Origin of the sequence: Streptomyces sp. NBC_00435 (assembly GCF_036014235.1) — a bacterium.
Classification (GTDB): Bacteria; Actinomycetota; Actinomycetes; order Streptomycetales; family Streptomycetaceae; genus Streptomyces.
In genome coordinates, this window is sequence record NZ_CP107924.1 from 5,352,183 (window position 1) to 5,369,462 (window position 17,280).

Annotated in this window: 20 protein-coding genes; 12 read left to right on the forward strand and 8 right to left on the reverse strand. The window is 72.7% G+C overall.

What is annotated here, in order from left to right; genetic code table 11:
• Positions 1 to 20: 20 nt before the first annotated feature.
• Positions 21 to 812 carry a transglutaminase-like domain-containing protein gene (locus tag OG389_RS24700; RefSeq protein WP_328300635.1) on the reverse strand — a complete coding sequence of 264 codons (792 nt, stop codon included), beginning with the start codon at positions 810 to 812 and terminating at the stop codon, positions 21 to 23.
• The gene (locus tag OG389_RS24705) at positions 809 to 1,801 is read right to left on the reverse strand and encodes a GNAT family N-acetyltransferase (RefSeq protein WP_328300636.1); all 993 of its coding nucleotides are present in this window, start codon (positions 1,799 to 1,801) and stop codon (positions 809 to 811) included. The genes OG389_RS24700 and OG389_RS24705 overlap by 4 nt, the downstream gene beginning before the upstream one ends.
• A gap of 117 nt (positions 1,802 to 1,918) precedes the next feature.
• Between OG389_RS24705 and fdxA the strand changes: the two genes are divergently transcribed.
• Positions 1,919 to 2,248 (forward strand): ferredoxin, encoded by a 330-nt coding sequence (gene fdxA / locus OG389_RS24710; protein ID WP_328300637.1) that lies wholly within the window; start codon positions 1,919 to 1,921, stop codon positions 2,246 to 2,248.
• Positions 2,249 to 2,416: 168 nt separating this feature from the next.
• Positions 2,417 to 3,517 carry a succinyldiaminopimelate transaminase gene (gene dapC, locus OG389_RS24715; RefSeq protein ID WP_328300638.1) on the forward strand — a complete coding sequence of 367 codons (1,101 nt, stop codon included), beginning with the start codon at positions 2,417 to 2,419 and terminating at the stop codon, positions 3,515 to 3,517.
• Positions 3,518 to 3,592: 75 nt separating this feature from the next.
• Here dapC and OG389_RS24720 read toward each other — a convergent pair whose 3' ends face one another.
• Both OG389_RS24720 and OG389_RS24725 read right to left on the reverse strand, forming a co-directional pair.
• Positions 3,593 to 3,946 carry an ATP-binding protein gene (locus OG389_RS24720; RefSeq protein WP_328300639.1) on the reverse strand — a complete coding sequence of 118 codons (354 nt, stop codon included), beginning with the start codon at positions 3,944 to 3,946 and terminating at the stop codon, positions 3,593 to 3,595.
• Between the two features lie 254 nt (positions 3,947 to 4,200).
• Positions 4,201 to 5,184: a hypothetical protein gene (locus OG389_RS24725; protein ID WP_328300640.1), complete on the reverse strand. Its 984-nt coding sequence runs from the start codon at positions 5,182 to 5,184 to the stop codon at positions 4,201 to 4,203.
• An 87-nt stretch (positions 5,185 to 5,271) separates the two neighbouring features.
• Here OG389_RS24725 and dapE point away from each other — a divergent pair, with 87 nt between their 5' ends.
• On the forward strand, positions 5,272 to 6,351 hold the full coding sequence (gene dapE / locus OG389_RS24730; protein WP_328300641.1) for a succinyl-diaminopimelate desuccinylase: 1,080 nt from the start codon (positions 5,272 to 5,274) through the stop codon (positions 6,349 to 6,351).
• A 64-nt stretch (positions 6,352 to 6,415) separates the two neighbouring features.
• The gene (locus OG389_RS24735) at positions 6,416 to 7,174 is read left to right on the forward strand and encodes a TIGR00730 family Rossman fold protein (RefSeq protein ID WP_328300642.1); all 759 of its coding nucleotides are present in this window, start codon (positions 6,416 to 6,418) and stop codon (positions 7,172 to 7,174) included.
• 13 nt (positions 7,175 to 7,187) lie between these two features.
• Here OG389_RS24735 and folP read toward each other — a convergent pair whose 3' ends face one another.
• Complete coding sequence (gene folP, locus OG389_RS24740; protein WP_328300643.1) at positions 7,188 to 8,048, reverse strand: dihydropteroate synthase; 861 nt, start codon at positions 8,046 to 8,048, stop codon at positions 7,188 to 7,190.
• A gap of 76 nt (positions 8,049 to 8,124) precedes the next feature.
• Here folP and OG389_RS24745 point away from each other — a divergent pair, with 76 nt between their 5' ends.
• Both OG389_RS24745 and OG389_RS24750 read left to right on the forward strand, forming a co-directional pair.
• Positions 8,125 to 8,469, forward strand: coding sequence for a DivIVA domain-containing protein (locus tag OG389_RS24745; protein ID WP_328300644.1), 345 nt, complete (start codon positions 8,125 to 8,127; stop codon positions 8,467 to 8,469).
• The gene (locus OG389_RS24750; protein WP_328300645.1) at positions 8,466 to 9,047 is read left to right on the forward strand and encodes a DNA-3-methyladenine glycosylase I; all 582 of its coding nucleotides are present in this window, start codon (positions 8,466 to 8,468) and stop codon (positions 9,045 to 9,047) included. The genes OG389_RS24745 and OG389_RS24750 overlap by 4 nt, the downstream gene beginning before the upstream one ends.
• 75 nt (positions 9,048 to 9,122) lie before the next feature.
• Here the strand turns inward: OG389_RS24750 and OG389_RS24755 are convergent, their stop codons facing one another.
• On the reverse strand, positions 9,123 to 9,926 hold the full coding sequence (locus tag OG389_RS24755; protein ID WP_328300646.1) for an enoyl-CoA hydratase/isomerase family protein: 804 nt from the start codon (positions 9,924 to 9,926) through the stop codon (positions 9,123 to 9,125).
• 331 nt (positions 9,927 to 10,257) lie between these two features.
• Between OG389_RS24755 and OG389_RS24760 the strand changes: the two genes are divergently transcribed.
• Positions 10,258 to 10,425: a DUF3117 domain-containing protein gene (locus tag OG389_RS24760; protein WP_003966491.1), complete on the forward strand. Its 168-nt coding sequence runs from the start codon at positions 10,258 to 10,260 to the stop codon at positions 10,423 to 10,425.
• 202 nt (positions 10,426 to 10,627) lie between these two features.
• Here the strand turns inward: OG389_RS24760 and OG389_RS24765 are convergent, their stop codons facing one another.
• Entirely contained in the window at positions 10,628 to 11,290 is a 663-nt protein-coding gene (locus OG389_RS24765; RefSeq protein WP_328300647.1) for an O-methyltransferase, read from the reverse strand.
• A gap of 143 nt (positions 11,291 to 11,433) precedes the next feature.
• Here OG389_RS24765 and sigE point away from each other — a divergent pair, with 143 nt between their 5' ends.
• The 5 genes from sigE (at position 11,434) to OG389_RS24790 (ending at position 16,021) form a co-directional block, all read left to right on the forward strand.
• Positions 11,434 to 12,213 carry an RNA polymerase sigma factor SigE gene (sigE, locus tag OG389_RS24770; RefSeq protein WP_328300648.1) on the forward strand — a complete coding sequence of 260 codons (780 nt, stop codon included), beginning with the start codon at positions 11,434 to 11,436 and terminating at the stop codon, positions 12,211 to 12,213.
• Positions 12,210 to 12,905, forward strand: a complete 696-nt coding sequence (locus OG389_RS24775) for an anti-sigma factor family protein (protein ID WP_328300649.1) — start codon at positions 12,210 to 12,212, stop codon at positions 12,903 to 12,905. The genes sigE and OG389_RS24775 overlap by 4 nt, the downstream gene beginning before the upstream one ends.
• 207 nt (positions 12,906 to 13,112) lie before the next feature.
• Positions 13,113 to 14,600, forward strand: coding sequence for a S1C family serine protease (locus tag OG389_RS24780; RefSeq protein ID WP_328300650.1), 1,488 nt, complete (start codon positions 13,113 to 13,115; stop codon positions 14,598 to 14,600).
• 115 nt (positions 14,601 to 14,715) lie between these two features.
• Positions 14,716 to 15,150: a sec-independent translocase gene (locus OG389_RS24785; RefSeq protein WP_328300651.1), complete on the forward strand. Its 435-nt coding sequence runs from the start codon at positions 14,716 to 14,718 to the stop codon at positions 15,148 to 15,150.
• Between the two features lie 157 nt (positions 15,151 to 15,307).
• Positions 15,308 to 16,021, forward strand: a complete 714-nt coding sequence (locus OG389_RS24790) for a hypothetical protein (RefSeq protein WP_328300652.1) — start codon at positions 15,308 to 15,310, stop codon at positions 16,019 to 16,021.
• Positions 16,022 to 16,086: 65 nt separating this feature from the next.
• On the opposite strand, the gene OG389_RS24795 is transcribed toward OG389_RS24790, so the two are convergent.
• Positions 16,087 to 17,256, reverse strand: a complete 1,170-nt coding sequence (locus OG389_RS24795) for an Mrp/NBP35 family ATP-binding protein (protein WP_443059333.1) — start codon at positions 17,254 to 17,256, stop codon at positions 16,087 to 16,089.
• Positions 17,257 to 17,280: the final 24 nt, after the last annotated feature.

The following is a 17,280-nucleotide window of genomic DNA, read 5'->3' on the forward strand; positions in this document are numbered from 1 at the left end:
CAGCGGCAGGCGCCCAGGCCCTAGTTCAGCAGCGCCCTGGCGGAGACGGCCTCCGCACGGATCCGGTCGGCGACCGGCGGGTCGATCACATCGACGACCTGCGCGTAGGACTCCAGCTCGGACGCCCCCCGCGCGAAGTCCCCCCGCTGCACGAGCAGCTTCGCCCGCTCGTACCGCAGCGCCGCCGGATGCGACGGCAGGAGCAGCGCCAGGTCCAGCGTCCACAGTGCCACCCCCGAGTGCTCGGGACGCGCCGCGGCCCAGGCCCGGACGTTGTTCAGGATCCGCAGGACGATGTCCAGCGTGCGCGCCGCGGTCCGGGGCCCGGCCGCCAGCTCCGCCGGCCCCGCGCCCAGCGAGGCGCCCCCCGCGAAGGGGTCGACGACCACGCCCTCCTCCGGATCGCCGAAGCCCACCACGAAGTGCCCGGGCAGGGCCAGCCCGTACACGGGGGCCCCGGCCCGCCGGGCCACCTCCAGCCAGACCACGGACAGCAGGATCGGCAGCCCCCGGCGCCGCCGCAGCACTTCGTGCAGGAACGAGGACGAGAGCCGGTCGTAGTCGCCCGGGGTTCCGTGGAACCCCATCCGACCGCCCAGCAGCGCGGTGACCGCGGAGGCCCACGCGGATGCGCCCCGCAGCCCGTACGGCAGCATCCCCGCCATCCGGTCCAGCTCGATCTGCGCCCAGTCCATGACCCGTTCGTCGAGCTCCGGGTCCCCCTCGGTGGCCAGCAGCAGGCACAGCGTGGCCAGGTCCGGCCGCTCCGCCCGCGCCTCCTCGGCGAACCGCTCCCGCCACGCCGAGGTCACGCCGCCGCCAGGTGGTAGTGGTGGTAGGAGTGGTGGGTCGCGAAGCCCATCCCCTCGTACAGCGCCCGCGCCCCGGCGTTGTCCGTCTCCACCTGGAGCCAGGCCGCCGACGCGCCCTCCTCCAGCGCCCGCCGGGCGAGCGCCGCCATCACGGCCGAGGCGAGGCCCCGGCGCCGGTGTTCCGGGTCCACCTCGACCGCCGCGAAACCGGCCCACCGGCCGTCCACCACGAGCCGGCCGATCGCCCGCCCGGGCACCGCCGCGAACCACACCGACGGCCCCGCCGACAGCACCCGGCGGGCGGCCTCCGGGTCCTTCACGCGCCCGTAGCGCCCCAGCCAGTCCTCGTCCGGGGCGCGGGTCAGGCGTACGCCCGCGACCACCTGGTCGTCCACGTCCAGGTCGGCGACCGCCGCCAGGCCGCCGACGCGCACCTCGGCCGAGACCTCACGGGCCCAGCCCCGGGCCGCCAGCTCCGCGCACAGCATCTCCTGCGTGCCCGCGGCCCCCGTGGCGGCCTGGACGTAGGCCGGCAGTCCCCTTTGCGCGTACCAGGAAGTCACTCGCGCGAGTGCTTCGTCCAGCGGGATCCCGGGATCGCCGAGCGGCAGCACCGAATTGGCCCGCCGGGTGAACCCGCCGGCCGCGCGCAGCGTCCACTCGCCCAGGGGCTCGCTCTCCAGCGGCACCCAGGCCCGCGCCGAGGCCCGCGCGAGCTCCTCGAAGGAGGCCGCCGGGCCCCTGCGCCGGGCCGGCGCGGCCGGTACGACCTTGCCCGCGACCAGCGCGGATTCCGCGATTCGGACGGACTCACCGGTCTTTCGTGTGATCGTCACCACACCGGTGTTCCAGGATGTGAGAACCCCTACGGTGTCCGTGAACGCGGGGGCCCCGCCCGAGCCGCGCTCCACCCGTCGTACAGAGACACGTTTACCCACGTCAGCGGGTGTAATCCGGATCTCCAGCCGTCCACCGGCAGTGATTTCCACAGCTCTGTCCGCCCCTCCTGTTCGGATCGTGCCCGGGAACGGAGATACTAGAGGCGGGCATCGACGACGCCGCGCTCCCGCGCGATATGGAAAGCCCTACCGAGGAGGAACGAGAGCGTGACCTACGTCATCGCGGAGCCTTGTGTCGACGTCAAGGACAAGGCATGCATCGAAGAGTGCCCCGTCGACTGCATCTACGAGGGCAAGCGGTCCTTGTACATCCACCCGGACGAGTGCGTCGACTGTGGTGCGTGTGAGCCGGTCTGCCCGGTCGAGGCCATCTTCTACGAGGACGACACTCCGGAGGAGTGGAAGGACTACTACAAGGCGAACGTCGAGTTCTTCGACGAGCTCGGTTCGCCCGGTGGTGCTTCCAAGCTCGGCCTGATCGAGCGCGACCACCCCTTCGTCGCAGCTCTTCCCGCGGACATCAACCCGAGCCACTGACGGTCGGGTACCGCCCCACGCGCGTCCCTCGGTCCCGTACGGCTCACAGCCGCACGGGACCGAGGTGTTTGTGCCCGGCGCCGCCTACCGGCGCAGTGCCCCGGCGCAGTTCACCGGCATAGTTCACCGGTACAACGAACCACCCCTGGAAAGCGAAAAGAGCGCATCGTGGCCGCAGTCTCAGCCCGTCTTCCCGTCTTCCCCTGGGACAAGCTGGAGCCGTACAAGGCAACGGCGGCGGCCCACGCGGACGGCATCGTCGACCTCTCCGTCGGCACCCCGGTCGACCCGGTGCCGGAGCTGGTCCAGCGTGCCCTGATCGAGGCCGCGGACTCCCCGGGCTATCCCACGGTGTGGGGAACGGCCGCACTGCGCGACGCGATCACCGGGTGGGTGCGCGGCCGCCTCGGCGCGAGCGCCGCCGGGCACCGCAACGTCCTGCCGGTCGTCGGCTCGAAGGAACTGGTGGCCTGGCTGCCGACCCAGCTGGGCCTCGGCGCCGGCGACCAGGTGGCGTACCCCCGGCTCGCCTACCCGACGTACGAGGTCGGCGCGCGGCTGTGCGGCGCCGAGCCGGTGGTCTACGACGACCCCACCACCGACCTCGACCCGGCCCGCGTGAAGCTGCTGTGGCTGAACTCCCCCTCCAACCCCACCGGGAGGGTCCTGGCCAAGGAGGAGCTCGTCCGGATCGTGGCCTGGGCCCGTGAGCACGGGGTGCTGATCTTCAGCGACGAGTGCTACCTGGAACTGGGCTGGGAGGCCGAGCCCGTCTCCGTCCTGCACGACGAGGTCTGCGGGGGCTCCTACGAGGGCATCGTGAGCGTGCACTCGCTCTCCAAGCGGTCCAACCTGGCCGGCTACCGGGCGGCCTTCATCGCGGGTGACGCCGACGTCCTCGGCGAGCTGCTCCAGATCCGCAAGCACGGCGGCATGATGACCCCGGCCCCGGTCCAGGCGGCCACGGTGGCGGCGCTGGGCGACGACACGCACGTCGAGGAACAGCGGGTGCGCTACGCGGCCCGCCGGGAAGCGCTGCGCACGGCCCTGGAGGCGCACGGTTTCCGCGTCGAGCACAGCGAGGCCAGCCTGTACCTGTGGGTGACCCGGGACGAGCCCTGCTGGGACACGGTCGCGCACCTCGCGGGCCTGGGCATCCTGGTCGCGCCGGGCGACTTCTACGGCGAGGCGGGCGCGCGGTTCGTCCGCGTCGCCCTCACCGCCACGGACGAACGCGTCGCGGCGGCGGTCAAGCGGCTGGCGCCGTAACGGACGCGTGCACGGACAGCCCGAGGGGCCCGGGAGTTCGTGCTCCCGGGCCCCTCGGAGTTCTTGCGGCGGCGGCTAGCCGAGGCCGGGCAGCCCGCCCGGCAGACCACCCGGAAGGCCACCCGGCAGCCCGCCCGGCAGACCCGCCGGGAGCCCGCCGAGGAGGGATCCCGCCGTGCCCGTCAGGTCGGCGGGGGCGGCCGGGACGGCCGGGAGGGTCTTGGCCGCGGTGTCCGCGGTCTCCGCGGCGGTGGAGGCGGTGCCGTCCACGGCGGGGGCCGCCGCGTCCGGCGCGGTGAGCGCGCCCAGCTGCGGCACGGACTCCAGGCCCGCGGCGCTGGCCACGCCGGCCGCACCGACCACGGGAGCTGCCCCGGCTGCGAGGAGCAGCGCGGTACGGGCGATCCGGCGGGTCAGGGGGAGGGACATGATGCTCCTAAGCGGTAGCGGCTGAGTACGCCGGTACAACCGCTCGGAGGGGGGCTCGAGTTGCGGAGCCGGTGGGTAAAGGATCAGTAACGCATCGTTTAATCGGCTTCCGTGAAAACCGGGCTGGAGCCGCACCGACCTGCGCTTGTCCGCCCGCCGGGCCCTCGGTGTCCGCCGTACGGGTCACCCCCGATCGGGGGACGGCTCGCACGGCCGAGCGAGCGGCCGGACGGCCCCGCGCGGGGCCCGGTGGCTCAGCCGCGCACGAAGATCCGGATCTGCCCCGGGGGCGCGTCGTGGGGGTCCCCGCCGCCGTACCCGCCCCCCGTACCGCCCTTGCTCCGCCACCGGTCGCCGTCCGCGCCCGCGGTCCACGAGCTCAGGGAGTACGAGACCCGGGCGATCCCCAGCTCACGGGAGTTGGCCACCGCCCACTGCGCGAGCACCTGCCCGGAGCGCCTCGCCGTCTCCCCGTCGCCCCCCTTCGCGACCAGGGTCACCTCGGACTCCCGGGCCGTCCCGTCCGCCGCGGCCCCCGCGGTCCCGCCCGGCGCCGCCGGCAGCGTGTGCGGCCCGTCCTTGCCGACGAGCCGGGACAGCTCCGACCTGACCTTCGCCGGATCCCCGGCCTGGACGGGTGCCGGCCCGGTGCAGGTCAGGTGGCCGCCACCGGTGAAGGCCGTGGTCAGGACCGTCGCGTCCGGCTCGTGCTTCGCGTACGCCTGCGGGAAGGCACTGAGCTGCACCTTCTGCGCGGCCACCGTCAGCGGCATCCGCGAGTACCCCTTGACCTCGTCCAACCGGTCGTAGAAGATCCCGGCCGAGTACACGGGGTCCATGATCTGCGCGGGCGTGCCCCAGCCCTGCGAGGGCCGCTGCTGGAAGAGACCGAGCGAGTCGCGGTCGCCGTGGTCGAGGTTGTGCAGCATCGACTCCTGCATCGCGGTCGCCAGCGCGATCGTCACGGCCCGGTCCGGCATCCCCTTGGAGACCCCGACGGCGGCTATCGTCGCCGCGTTCGCCGCCTGCTCCGGGGACATCTCGTAGTTCTGATCGGTACCGCCCTTGGCGCCGCCCATGGCATTGACCGTGGCCGTGCAGTAGGGAGTGCCCCCTCCGCCGTTCGACTCGCGCTGCACGAAGAAGTACCCGGCGACCGCCACCAGCACCAGGAAACCGGCAGCCCAGCGGAGCGGGCGGCGACGGCGGCGGGATCGGGGCTGATCGGTCTGCGGCACGCCGCCCACCGTACTGGAGCCTTTCGACGCGTCCATCGGCCGGACGGACAAGGCTTTGCCTCAGCCCGGGGCGTTAGGGTCAGCTCCATGTCCGAATCCGAGCTGGACCTCACCCTGGACGCCGCCGAGCTGACCGCCCGGCTCGTCGACATCCCTTCCGTGAGCGGCGACGAGAAGGTCCTCGCCGACCTCGTGGAGCACGCGTTGCGCGGCCTGCCGCACCTGACCGTGGACCGCTACGGCAACAACGTCGTCGCGCGCACCCACCTCGGCCGCGCCGAACGCGTCGTACTCGCCGGGCACCTCGACACCGTGCCGATCGCCGGCAACGTGCCCTCCCGCCTCGACGAGAACGGCATCCTGTGGGGATGCGGCACCACCGACATGAAGTCGGGCGTCGCCGTGCAGCTGCGCATCGCCGCGACCGTGCCGGAGCCCAACCGCGACCTCACCTTCGTCTTCTACGACCAGGAAGAGGTCGCCGCCGACCTCAACGGGCTCGGCAAGGTCGCCGAAGCCCACCCCGACTGGCTGACCGGCGACTTCGCCGTCCTCCTCGAACCCTCCAACGCCGAGGTCGAGGGAGGCTGCCAGGGCACCCTGCGGGTGCTGCTCCGCACGGCCGGCGAGCGCGCCCACTCCGCGCGCAGCTGGATGGGCTCCAACGCCATCCACACCGCCGGCCCCATCCTGGCCACGCTGGCCGCCTACGAGCCCCGCAAGCCGGTGATCGACGGCCTGGAGTTCCACGAGGGCCTCAGCGCCGTCCGCATCGAGGGCGGCGTCGCGAACAACGTGATCCCGGACGCCTGCACGGTGACCGTGAATTTCCGTTACGCACCCGACCGCAGCCAGGAGGAGGCGCTCGCGCACGTACGGGAAGTGTTCGCGGACTGCGACATCTCCGAATTCGTCGTCGACGACTCCTCGCCCGGCGCCCTGCCCGGACTCGGCCACCCGGCGGCGGCGGCCTTCATGGAGGCCGTCGGCGGCCACGCCATGCCGAAGTTCGGCTGGACGGACGTCTCACGCTTCAGCGCGCTGGGCGTACCGGCGGTCAACTACGGCCCGGGCGACGCCCTGCTGGCCCACAAGGTCGACGAACGCGTGGAGACGAAGGCGATCCTGCACTGCGAGGAACGACTCCGCGCCTGGCTGACCTCCTGAATTCCGCTTCTCGTCACCTTTGTGCGCCTACCCTGAGCCAACGATCAGCAGGAGGGAGCACATCATGGGCAACCCTGAAGGGTCCGCTCGTCGTCGGCCCGAGGAGCAGCAGCTCGGGCCGGTGCTGAGGAGGCGGAGCCAGGTGCAGGCCGGCAGTACGACGGACCAGCGGCTGCTGGATTCGGCCGGGCCCTCCGAGTGGGTGCACACCGATCCCTGGCGGGTCCTGCGCATCCAGTCGGAGTTCATCGAGGGCTTCGGCACGCTGGCGGAGCTGCCGCCGGCGATCAGCGTGTTCGGCTCGGCCCGGACGCCCGTGGACTCGCCGGAGTACGAGGCGGGCGTGCGGATCGGCGGTGCGCTCGTCGAGGCCGGCTTCGCGGTGATCACGGGCGGTGGCCCGGGCGCGATGGAGGCGGCCAACAAGGGCGCGCGGGAGGCCAACGGCATCTCGGTCGGCCTGGGCATCGAGCTGCCCTTCGAGCAGGGGCTCAACGAGCACGTCGACCTCGGGCTGAACTTCCGCTACTTCTTCGTCCGCAAGACGATGTTCGTGAAGTACAGCCAGGGCTTCGTGGTCCTGCCCGGTGGCCTCGGCACCCTCGACGAGCTGTTCGAGGCCCTGACCCTGGTCCAGACGCAGAAGATCACCCGCTTCCCGATCGTGCTGTTCGGCACGGCGTACTGGAGCGGGCTGCTGGACTGGTTGAAGAACACGGTCATCGCCCAGGGCAAGGCCTCGGAGAAGGACCTCTACCTCTTCCACGTCACCGACGACGTGGAAGAGGCGATCGCGCTCGTGACGAAGGAAGTCGGCAGGTAGTCCCAGCCGTGGGCTACGCCAACCCCCGGCGGGCGACCGCCGGGGGACGGTGGCCCTGGATGGAGCGGACCATCTCCAGGACCTGCTTCGTTTCCGCGACCTCGTGGACGCGGTAGACCTGGGCGCCGAGCCAGGCCGAGACGGCCGTCGTGGCCAGGGTGCCCAGCAGGCGCTCCTTGACCGGCTTGTCGAGGGTCTCGCCGACGAAGTCCTTGTTCGACAGGGAGACCAGCACGGGCCAGCCGGTCTCCGCCATTTCCGCGAGGCGGCGGGTGGCCTCCAGGGAGTGGCGGGTGTTCTTCCCGAAGTCGTGGCCCGGGTCGATCATGATCGACTCCCGGGGGACACCGAGCGCCGCCGCGCGTTCGGCGAGGCCGACCGTGACCCGCAGGATGTCCGCCATCACGTCCTCGTACTCGGTCCGGTGCGGCCGGGTCCGCGGTTCGACCCCGCCCGCATGGGTGCAGACGATGCCGGCGCCGTAGCGCGCGGCGACCTCCGCGAGCTTCGGGTCGACCCCGCCCCAGGCATCGTTCAGCAGATCGGCCCCGGCCTCGCAGACGGCCTCGCCGACCTCGTGGCGCCAGGTGTCGACGCTGATCACCACGTCCGGGTGGCGGCGGCGCACCTCGGCGACGAAGCCCACCGTGCGCCGGGCCTCCTCGGCAGCGTCCACGTGCTCGCCGGGACCGGCCTTCACCCCGCCGATGTCGATGATCGCGGCACCCTCGGCCACCGCCTGCTCGACCCGGTCCAGGGCCGGCTCGTCGCGGAAGGTCGCGCCCTGGTCGTAGAAGGAGTCAGGGGTCCGGTTCACGATGGCCATGATCACCGCCTCGTGGGTGTCGAACTCGCGCCTGCCCAGTCGCAGCATCCTGCTCTTTCCTCCTTCGGCGGCCCTTGCGCCTCGCCTGCGACCTTAACCTGGTGGCCGGAGTCTCTCAGGGGAGTTGATCGTGTTCGCGTTCTTGCTCATCGCGCTGGTCGTGGTCGTCGCCGGCGTCACCCTGGCGGTGGCCGGCGGGGGATCCGAGGCCGTCCTGCCGGAGGCCGAGCCCGACCGGCTGTCCGACGCGCTGCCGGAGAACCGTCCCGTCGTACGGGAGGACATCGACGAGCTGCGCCTGCCGGTCGCCCCGCGCGGGTACCGGATGGCCGACGTGGACGAGGTACTGGAGCGCCTGGCGGCCGAGCTGGCGGAGCGGGACGCGCGGATCGCCGAGCTCACCGCCGCCGCGGCTCCCACCACGACGGCCGGGGCCTCCGTGGACCTGGCCAAGGACGCCGGGCAGTGAGCGGAGCCGTCGCCGGGCCGGACGGCGGGCTGCGGTGCCCCTGGGGGCTGGCCACCGAGGAGTACCTCGCGTACCACGACACGGAGTGGGGGCGCCCGGTCCACGGGGACGACGCGCTCTACGAGCGGCTGTGCCTGGAGGCGTTCCAGTCGGGGCTCTCGTGGCTGACGATCCTGCGCAGGCGCGAGGGGTTCCGGGCCGCGTTCGCGGGCTTCGAGATCGCGCGGGTCGCGGAGTTCGGGGCGGCGGACGCCGAGCGGCTCCTCGGCGACGAGGGGATCATCCGCAACCGGGCCAAGATTGAGGCGACGCTGGCCAACGCGAAGACCCTGGCCGGGTGGGAGCCGGGGGAGCTGGACGCCCTGATCTGGTCCCACGCCCCTGCGGGTCGGCGACGTGCCGCGCCGAGGTCCACGGCGGAGATCCCGGCGGTGACACCGGAGTCGACGGCGCTGGCGAAGGCCCTGAAGAAGGCGGGCATCCGCTTCGTCGGCCCGACGACGGCCTACGCCCTGATGCAGGCCTGCGGCCTGGTCAACGACCATCTGGCCCAATGCGTGGCCCGCAATCCGTCCTGACGCCCCCGCCCCGGTCGGAAGGGAGGGCGGGGGGCGGCGCCGTGGCACCGCACCCGCGGCCCGGAGGGGACCCGGTCAGCGACCCAGGTAGCGCGGAGCCTCCTTCGCGAGGAAGGCCGCGACGGCGATCGCATGGTCCTCGGAGGCCCCCGCACGGCCCTGGAGGGTGTCCTCGTGGTCCAGCGCCTCGGAGAGGGACCGCGAGGCCCCGTAGGCGAGCGACTCCTTCAGCGCGGCGTACGCGACCGTGGGGCCCTCGGCCAGCCGCCGGGCCACGGCCAGGGCCTCGGAGGCCAGTTCGTCGGAGGGGACGACGCGGTTCGCGATGCCGAGTTCCAGGGCTTCCGCGGCCTTCACCGACCGGGGGAAGAGCAGCAGGTCGGAGGCGCGCGAGGCGCCGATCAGGCGCGGCAGCGTCCACGAGACGCCCGAGTCGGCGGTCAGGGCGACCCCCGCGAACGAGGTGTTGAAGGAGGCGGTGTCCGCGACCACGCGGAAGTCCGCCGCCAGCGCGAAGCCGAAGCCCGCACCCGCCGCGACGCCGTTCACGCCCGCCACCACCGGCTTCGGCATCTCCGTCAGGGCCCGGACGATCGGGTTGTAGTGCTCCGCGACGGTGTTCATGGTGAGCGAGGACCCGTGCTCGCGGTCGGCCGCCAGGTTGCCCACGTGCTCCTTGAGGTCCTGGCCGACGCAGAACGCGCGGTTGCCGGCCGCGGTGAGCAGGACCGCCCGTACCGCCGGGTCGCAGGCCGCGGCCGAGACCGCGTCGCGCAGGGCGACCTTGGTCTCGGTGTTCATGGCGTTCATGGCGTCGGGACGGTTGATCGTGATGGTCGCGAGTCCGTCGGTCACTTCGTAGAGCACGCTGTCGGCCATGTCGGGGGTCCCCCTTCGTCGCGGGCTGGCTACCGGCCGGTACTGGCCGGTGCAAGGGCCAGCATGGCGGACCGGACCGTGGTCGCACATGTGATGTGCGTCAAACGAACCGGAGGGGATTCACGCGGTGTGGCGGCGAAGTATCGCAGGCGGGTCCCCGAAATGAGTGGTTTTGGTCGAGCGCGTTGCACAAGCGTTCCCAGCCGATGTTGGTCATCGGGTCCTGACATGCGGGATAATGGCCTGGAAGCAATGTGTTCGATGCCGGGCACTAGGCACCTGAATGGGGCCGTCGGCTGACGATGAACTGGTTTCAGGAAGGGGAACGAGCATGGCGGCCATGAAGCCGCGGACGGGCGACGGCCCGCTCGAGGTCACCAAGGAGGGGCGGGGCATCGTCATGCGCGTACCGCTCGAGGGCGGCGGTCGGCTCGTCGTCGAGCTGACTCCGGACGAGGCGGACGCCCTGGGTGACGCCCTGAAGAAGGTAGTCGGCTGACCCCCCGGGGCCGCTGACAGTACTTTCCCCGCATTCTCTGCACTGCCCCGGCCGCGATCAGCGGTCGGGGCAGTGTTGTGTCCGCTCCGCGCGGGCGGGCCGGGAGTGTGACGGGGGCGTGAAGGATCGGGGCGGCGCCAGGGGGCCGCGGTTCTTCGGTCCCGCGGTGCTACGGTCCCGCGGTGCTACGGTCCCGCGGTGCTCAGCGGCGTACGGCGCACAGCAGGCCGTCGCCCACCGGGAGCAGGGCGGCCTCCAGGGCGGGGCTCTCGCGGACGCTGCGCAGCAGCTCGCGGACGCGGAGGACCTCCACCGGCTGGGCCGCGGAATCGACCGTACGGCCGTCGGAGAAGACTCCCTCGAAGCACACCAGGCCGCCGGGTCGCAGCAGGCGCAACGATTCAGCGAGGTAGTCGAGGGACTCGGACGGGTCCCCGTCGCAGAAGACGAGGTCGTATCCGCCGTCGGCGAGCCGGGGAAGTACGTCGAGGGCGCGGCCCGGGATGAAACGGGCGCGGTTGCCCGCGAAGCCGGCGGCGCGGAAGGCCTGGCGGGCGAAAGCCTGCCGGTCCGGCTCGGGGTCCACGGTGGTCAGGACCCCGTCGGGGCGCATTCCGTGCAGGAGGTGGATGCCGGACACGCCGGTGCCGGTGCCGATCTCGGCGACCGCCTTGGCATCCGCGGTGGCGGCGAGCAGGCGCAGCGCGGCCCCGGTGCCGGGGGAGACCGAGCGCAGGCCCGCTTCCCTGGACCGGTCGCGGGCCCATCGCAGAGCGTCGTCCTCGGCGACAAACGCGTCGGCGAACGCCCAGCTCGTCTGCCGGTTGCCGGTAATGACCCTCTCCTGTCCCCATAGTTGTGGCAACGGTGACTGTATCCGCTGGAGTCGGGAACCCGCAGATGGGACCGGGCGTTGAGAGCAGTAGAGACGCAAGAGGGGTGCGGGACCCGGTGCCCGTGCAAAGTTACTGCAAAAACGCTTATCCGGAGCTGACGGGAGGGGTGGCTATGGTAGGGATTCCGCTGGACACCACCAGAGCCGACAGGGGAGGTGCGGCTGCGCCTGTGGATCGTGGGGGTGTTCTCCGACGCCTCTTCTGGTCGGCGGGTGAGCCGAAATCCGTGACCAACATCGCTGACCGTTTCCGCACCGCAGACACCGCAACCACCGCGACCTTCGCCGCTGATGCGGGCTCCCAGGCGTGGACCCCTCCCACGTGGGAGGAGATCGTCAGCACCCACAGCGCGCGGGTCTACCGTCTCGCCTACCGCCTGACGGGTAACCAGCACGACGCCGAGGACCTGACGCAGGAAGTCTTCGTCCGCGTCTTCCGCTCGCTGTCCACGTACACCCCCGGCACGTTCGAGGGCTGGCTGCACCGGATCACCACCAACCTCTTCCTGGACATGGTCCGCCGCAAGCAGCGGATCCGCTTCGACGCGCTCGCCGACGACGCCGCCGAGCGCCTGCCGAGCCGTGAGCCGTCCCCGCAGCAGGTACTGCACGACACCCACTTCGACGCGGACGTGCAGCAGGCACTGGACACCCTCGCGCCCGAATTCCGCGCGGCCGTGGTGCTCTGCGACATCGAGGGCCTGTCGTACGAGGAGATCGCCGCGACGCTCGGCGTGAAGCTCGGCACCGTCCGCAGCCGTATCCACCGAGGCCGTTCGCACCTGCGCAAGGCACTCAAGCACCGGTCCCCCGAGGCGCGCGCCGAGCAGCGCGCGCTGGCCGGCGCGGCGGTGGGCGCCCCCGGCGCCGGGGGAGAGGGCGGAGCCGAGTGAGCGGGATCAGTCCGTCCCCGTGGCGCGCCGAACAGGCGTCCTCCGCCGAACAGCATCTGGGCGACCGGCTCGCCGCCCTGGTGGACGGGGAGCTGAACCACGACGCGCGCGAGCGGGTGCTGGCGCACCTGGCGACGTGCCCCAGGTGCAAGGCCGAGGCCGACGCGCAACGGCGCCTGAAGACCATGTTCGTGGAGAGCGCGCCGCCGCCGCTGTCGGAGGGACTGCTGGCACGGCTGCAGGGTCTGCCGGGAGGCGCCTCCGACACCTCCTCGGGCCCGTCCGGCCCCTTCGGTCCGCCGCCGGGGGCCGACCCCTTCTCCTCGACCTTCGCCTACGCGCCCCCCGCGCCGGCCGCCGAGCCGCCGCGGCAGCAGGGCTTCCGGATACACGACGTGGGCCGCCAGCGGCGCCGCTTCGCGTTCGTGGCCGCCGGGGCGGTGTCGCTCGCCGCGATCGCGCTGGGTGGTTCGCTGCCGATGGACGCGATCGAGCCCAACGCCCGGGGCGAGGCCCCCGCGGCGCGGACGGGCCCCGTGGTACCGGTGTTCGACGCGGTGGTCCGGGAGAACCGGATGCCGAAGCCCGGCACCGCCCCGTCGCTGCACCCGGGGGCACCCCTCGCGGTGCCCCCGTCCCCGCCGCTCGCCACGACCGCCACGTCGGCCCGCCCGGTGTCCCTGTACCGGTAGGGCGTGGTCCCGGCCGCGGTCCCGGTCGTGGGTGAAGCCGGCCCGCCCGTGTTCCCGGCCGCCGATCCCGTGGGCCCCTGGGGCGCCGCCATCGCGACCGCCTCGCCGGACCGCGGGGACGGGCGGCACGGGCGACCTGGTTGAATCTCCGCCAGATGTGCCGCCCCGGGCGGCCGGCGGAGACAGACAGGTAGGCGGGGAGCGCCCATGTCCGACAGTCAGCAGACCGATCCGGCTCCGGACCCGGTCCCCGCCCCGCCGCCCCGGTGGTGGAGCCGCCCCGAGCCGTCCACGCGCGCACCCGGGCCGGCCGTACCGGCCCCGCGGGGCTCCTCGGACCCGGGCACGGACCGGGCTCCGGACACCGGCGCCGGGCAGGGGACGATCCCCGCCGCCGCCCCGGTACCCAAGTGGTGGAGCCGCCCCGAACCGTCCGGCGGCGCGTACGAGTCGGCCGTACCGGCCCCGCGCACCGCGCCCGGAGCGGGTTCGCAGGCGGGCCCCGTGACGGACGGGCGGCCGGAGCCGCGGCCGCGGTACGACCCGTGGGGCGCGAGGCCGCTGCAGACGGTGGACCACGGCAGAGCGGGATCCCCCCGCGTCCGGCTGCGCCAGGGCGTCGCCCTCGGCATCGGGATCGCGCTCCTCGCGGGCGGCATCGGCGGTTACGCCGGAGTCCTCGCCGAGCGGCGGGCCGGTACCCGTCTCGAACTCCCGCAGGCGGCCCCCGCGGCCGACCGGGGCCGGGCCCCCGGCAGCGTCGCCGGGATCGCGGCCACCGCACTGCCCGGAGTGGTCACCCTGCACGTCAACGGCGCGGAGAGCAGTTCGACGGGCACCGGGTTCGTCCTCGACGCACAGGGCCACATCCTCACCAACAACCACGTGGTCCACGGGGCCCGGACCATAACCGTCACCTTCAGCACCGGCGAGAGCGTCGGCGCCGAGCTGGTCGGCGGCGACACCGGCTACGACCTGGCCGTCGTCAAGGTCGACGGGGTACGGGGCCTGCGGCCCCTCGCGCTCGGCAACTCCGAGAACGTGAAGGTCGGAGACCCGGTCGTGGCCATCGGAGCCCCCTTCGACCTCTCCAACACCGTCACCGCCGGCATCATCAGCGCCACCGGCCGCCCCATCACCGCGGGCGGGGACAAGGGCGACGGCAGCGACGTCAGCTACGTCGACGCCCTGCAGACCGACGCCCCCATCAACCCCGGCAACTCCGGCGGCCCGCTCCTCGACGCCCAGGCACAGGTCATCGGCATCAACAGCGCCATCCGCGGTGGCGACGGCGGGGACAGCTCGGGCCAGCAGCGCGGCAGCATCGGCCTGGGGTTCGCCATCCCGGTGAACCAGGGCCGGCGCGTCGCCGAGGAGCTGATGCGCACCGGCCACGCGACCCATCCCGTCATCGGTGTCACCCTGGACATGGAGTACTCCGGCGACGGGGCCCGCGTGGGGGAGAAGGGCGAGGGCGGCAAGCCGGCGGTCACCGCGGGCGGGCCCGGAGCTCTTGCTGGGATCAGGCCGGGCGACGTGATCACCAAGGTCGACGGGGTACGCGTGCACGGCGGCGACGAACTCGTCATCAAGATCCGGGCCCACCGGCCGGGCGACGCGCTCACCCTCACGGTGCTGCGCGAGGGCAGGGAGCGCACTCTGGAAATGGTCCTCGGATCGGCGAACGGATCATGACGGGCGGGTGAAACCGGGGCCGGTCCCGTAATCGTGCGGTCCTGGTGTATTGGCCTGTGGACCCGGCCGGGTACCGTGTGTCGGGCTGACGTGAAGAGAGCCGAGGAGCGGCAAGGTGTTCAACGACATAGGCGCACTCGAGCTGGTCACGATCGTGGTGCTCGCCATTCTCATCTTCGGTCCGGACAAACTGCCGAAGGTCATCCAGGACGTCACGGGCGTCATCCGGAAGATCCGCGCGTTCTCCGACAGCGCGAAGCAGGACATCCGCTCCGAGCTCGGACCGGAGTTCAAGGACTTCGAGTTCGAGGACCTCAACCCGAAGACCTTCATCCGCAAGCAGCTGACCGAGAACGAGGACCTCAAGGAGATCCGGAGCAGCTTCGATCTCCGCAAGGAACTCAACGACGTCACCGACGCGGTCAACAGCAAGGAGTCCGACCCGGCTCCCGCCACCGGCTCCGCCGCGGCCGCCGGACCGGACATGCTGAAGAAGCCCGCCGCCCCGGCGCAGGAGCAGCGCACGCCCTACGACGCCGACGCCACCTGAGCCACCCGATACCACTCGCGCGCCCGCCTGCCCGGCTATCCGCCGTCGGATGGCTATCCTCCTTGAGTCCGGACCCAGGACGACCGAGGGACGGGGTCCCCCCAGCGAAGCGAGGGGGAGGGCCGTTCCGGACCCTACGGAACGAGAGGCCGCGCAGATGGAGACCACGAGCAGTAGCCGGGTAGGCACCCAGCCCGCGGAGGCGCCCGCGGCGCCGCAGACCGCGCCGCAGGAGCACCCGCAGCCCGCGGAGGCGGCCACCCCGCCCGTCCCGGCGGCCCGTCGGGCGGCCGAGGGCTACCTGCGGGCCGACTTCCCCTGGTACGGGCTGGACGGGGCCTTCACCGGCCCCCGCTGGCTCATGCAGGTCGGCACCGGCGCCGACGGCAGCGTGGAGCACGGCTCCACCGGCCACGGGGACGAGCCCTCCGCCCGCGGCGAGATCGCCACCGGGGAGAAGGAACGCTTCGCGGTGGTCATCACCGTCGCCAGCAACCCGCTGCGCCGCAGCGGCGACGGCACCGGCGTCCTGGAGGCCACCTCGGTCTCCTCGGCGGCCTGGCTGGCCGGCTCCGGGCTGCTGGCCTACAGCTGGCCGGGGCAGATGGACCACAGCCTGCGCGACGACTGGCTCGACCAGCAGACCGAGGCGGCGTGGGAACTGGCCGACGACCTCGCGGGGGAGGACTGGTCGACGCTGTCGCTGCCCGTGGACGGGGAGCCGACGGTGTTCCACTACCGCGAGTCGGAGTTCGGGTGGGTGCTCGCGGGGTCCACCGGGAGCGGGGTCCATCTCGGTGCCTACGGGCGGGGGATGAGCGCGTACGGGATCGGGTTCTCGGTGATCGGGGACCTCGGTACGTACGAGTAGTCCCGGACACGGGAAGGGCACCGCCGACCGGCGGTGCCCTTGATCGCCCCCACCTCGGGGTTACCTCAGAACTTGTTGCGCGGCGTGATCCCCAGGGACATGCCCGCCAGGCCGCGGGCGCGGCCGCCGAGCTTGCCGGCGATGGCGCGCAGGGCCGCGCCGGCCGGGGAGTCGGGGTCGGACAGGACGACCGGGGTGCCGTCGTCGCCGCCCTCGCGCAGCCGTACGTCGATCGGGATCGAGCCGAGTACCGGCACGTTCGCGCCAATCGTCTTCGTCAGGCCGTCGGCGACCTTCTGGCCACCGCCCGAGCCGAACACGTCGACCATCTCGTCGCAGTGCGGGCACGGCAGCCCGGACATGTTCTCGACGACGCCGACGATCTTCTGGTGGGTCTGCACGGCGATCGAGCCGGCCCGCTCCGCGACCTCGGCCGCCGCCTGCTGCGGGGTGGTCACGACGAGGATCTCGGCGTTCGGCACCAGCTGGGCCACGGAGATCGCGATGTCGCCCGTACCCGGCGGCAGGTCGAGGAGCAGCACGTCCAGGTCTCCCCAGAACACGTCGGCGAGGAACTGCTGGAGCGCCCGGTGCAGCATCGGACCGCGCCACACCACGGGCGCGTTGCCCGGGGTGAACATGCCGATGGAGATGACCTTCACGCCGTGCGCCGACGGCGGCATGATCATGTTCTCGACCTGGGTGGGGCGGCCCTCCACGCCGAGCATGCGCGGCACGCTGTGGCCGTAGATGTCGGCGTCGACCACGCCTACCTTGAGGCCGTCGGCCGCCATCGCCGCCGCCAGGTTGACGGTGACCGAGGACTTGCCGACGCCGCCCTTGCCGGAGGCGACCGCGTAGACGCGGGTCAGGGAGCCGGGCTGGGCGAAGGGGACCTCGCGCTCGGCGGTGCCGCCGCGCAGGGTCGCCGCGAGGTCCTTGCGCTGCTCGTCGCTCATCACGTCCAGCGTGACGGCGACCGAGGTGACGCCGGGGACCCCCTGGACGGCCTCGGTGACCAGGTTGGTGATGGTCTCGCGCATGGGGCAGCCCGACACCGTCAGGTACACCGTGACGGCGACCTCGCCACCGTCGCCGATCTCCACCGATTTGACCATGCCCAGCTCGGTGATCGGCCGGTGGATCTCGGGGTCGTTCACCGTCGCCAGCGCGTCCAGGATCGCGTCCTGCTCGGGCACGGCGGCGGCGTCGGCGGAGCTTGTGTCGGTAGCCATGCCCCGATGGTACGGCGCGGTGGC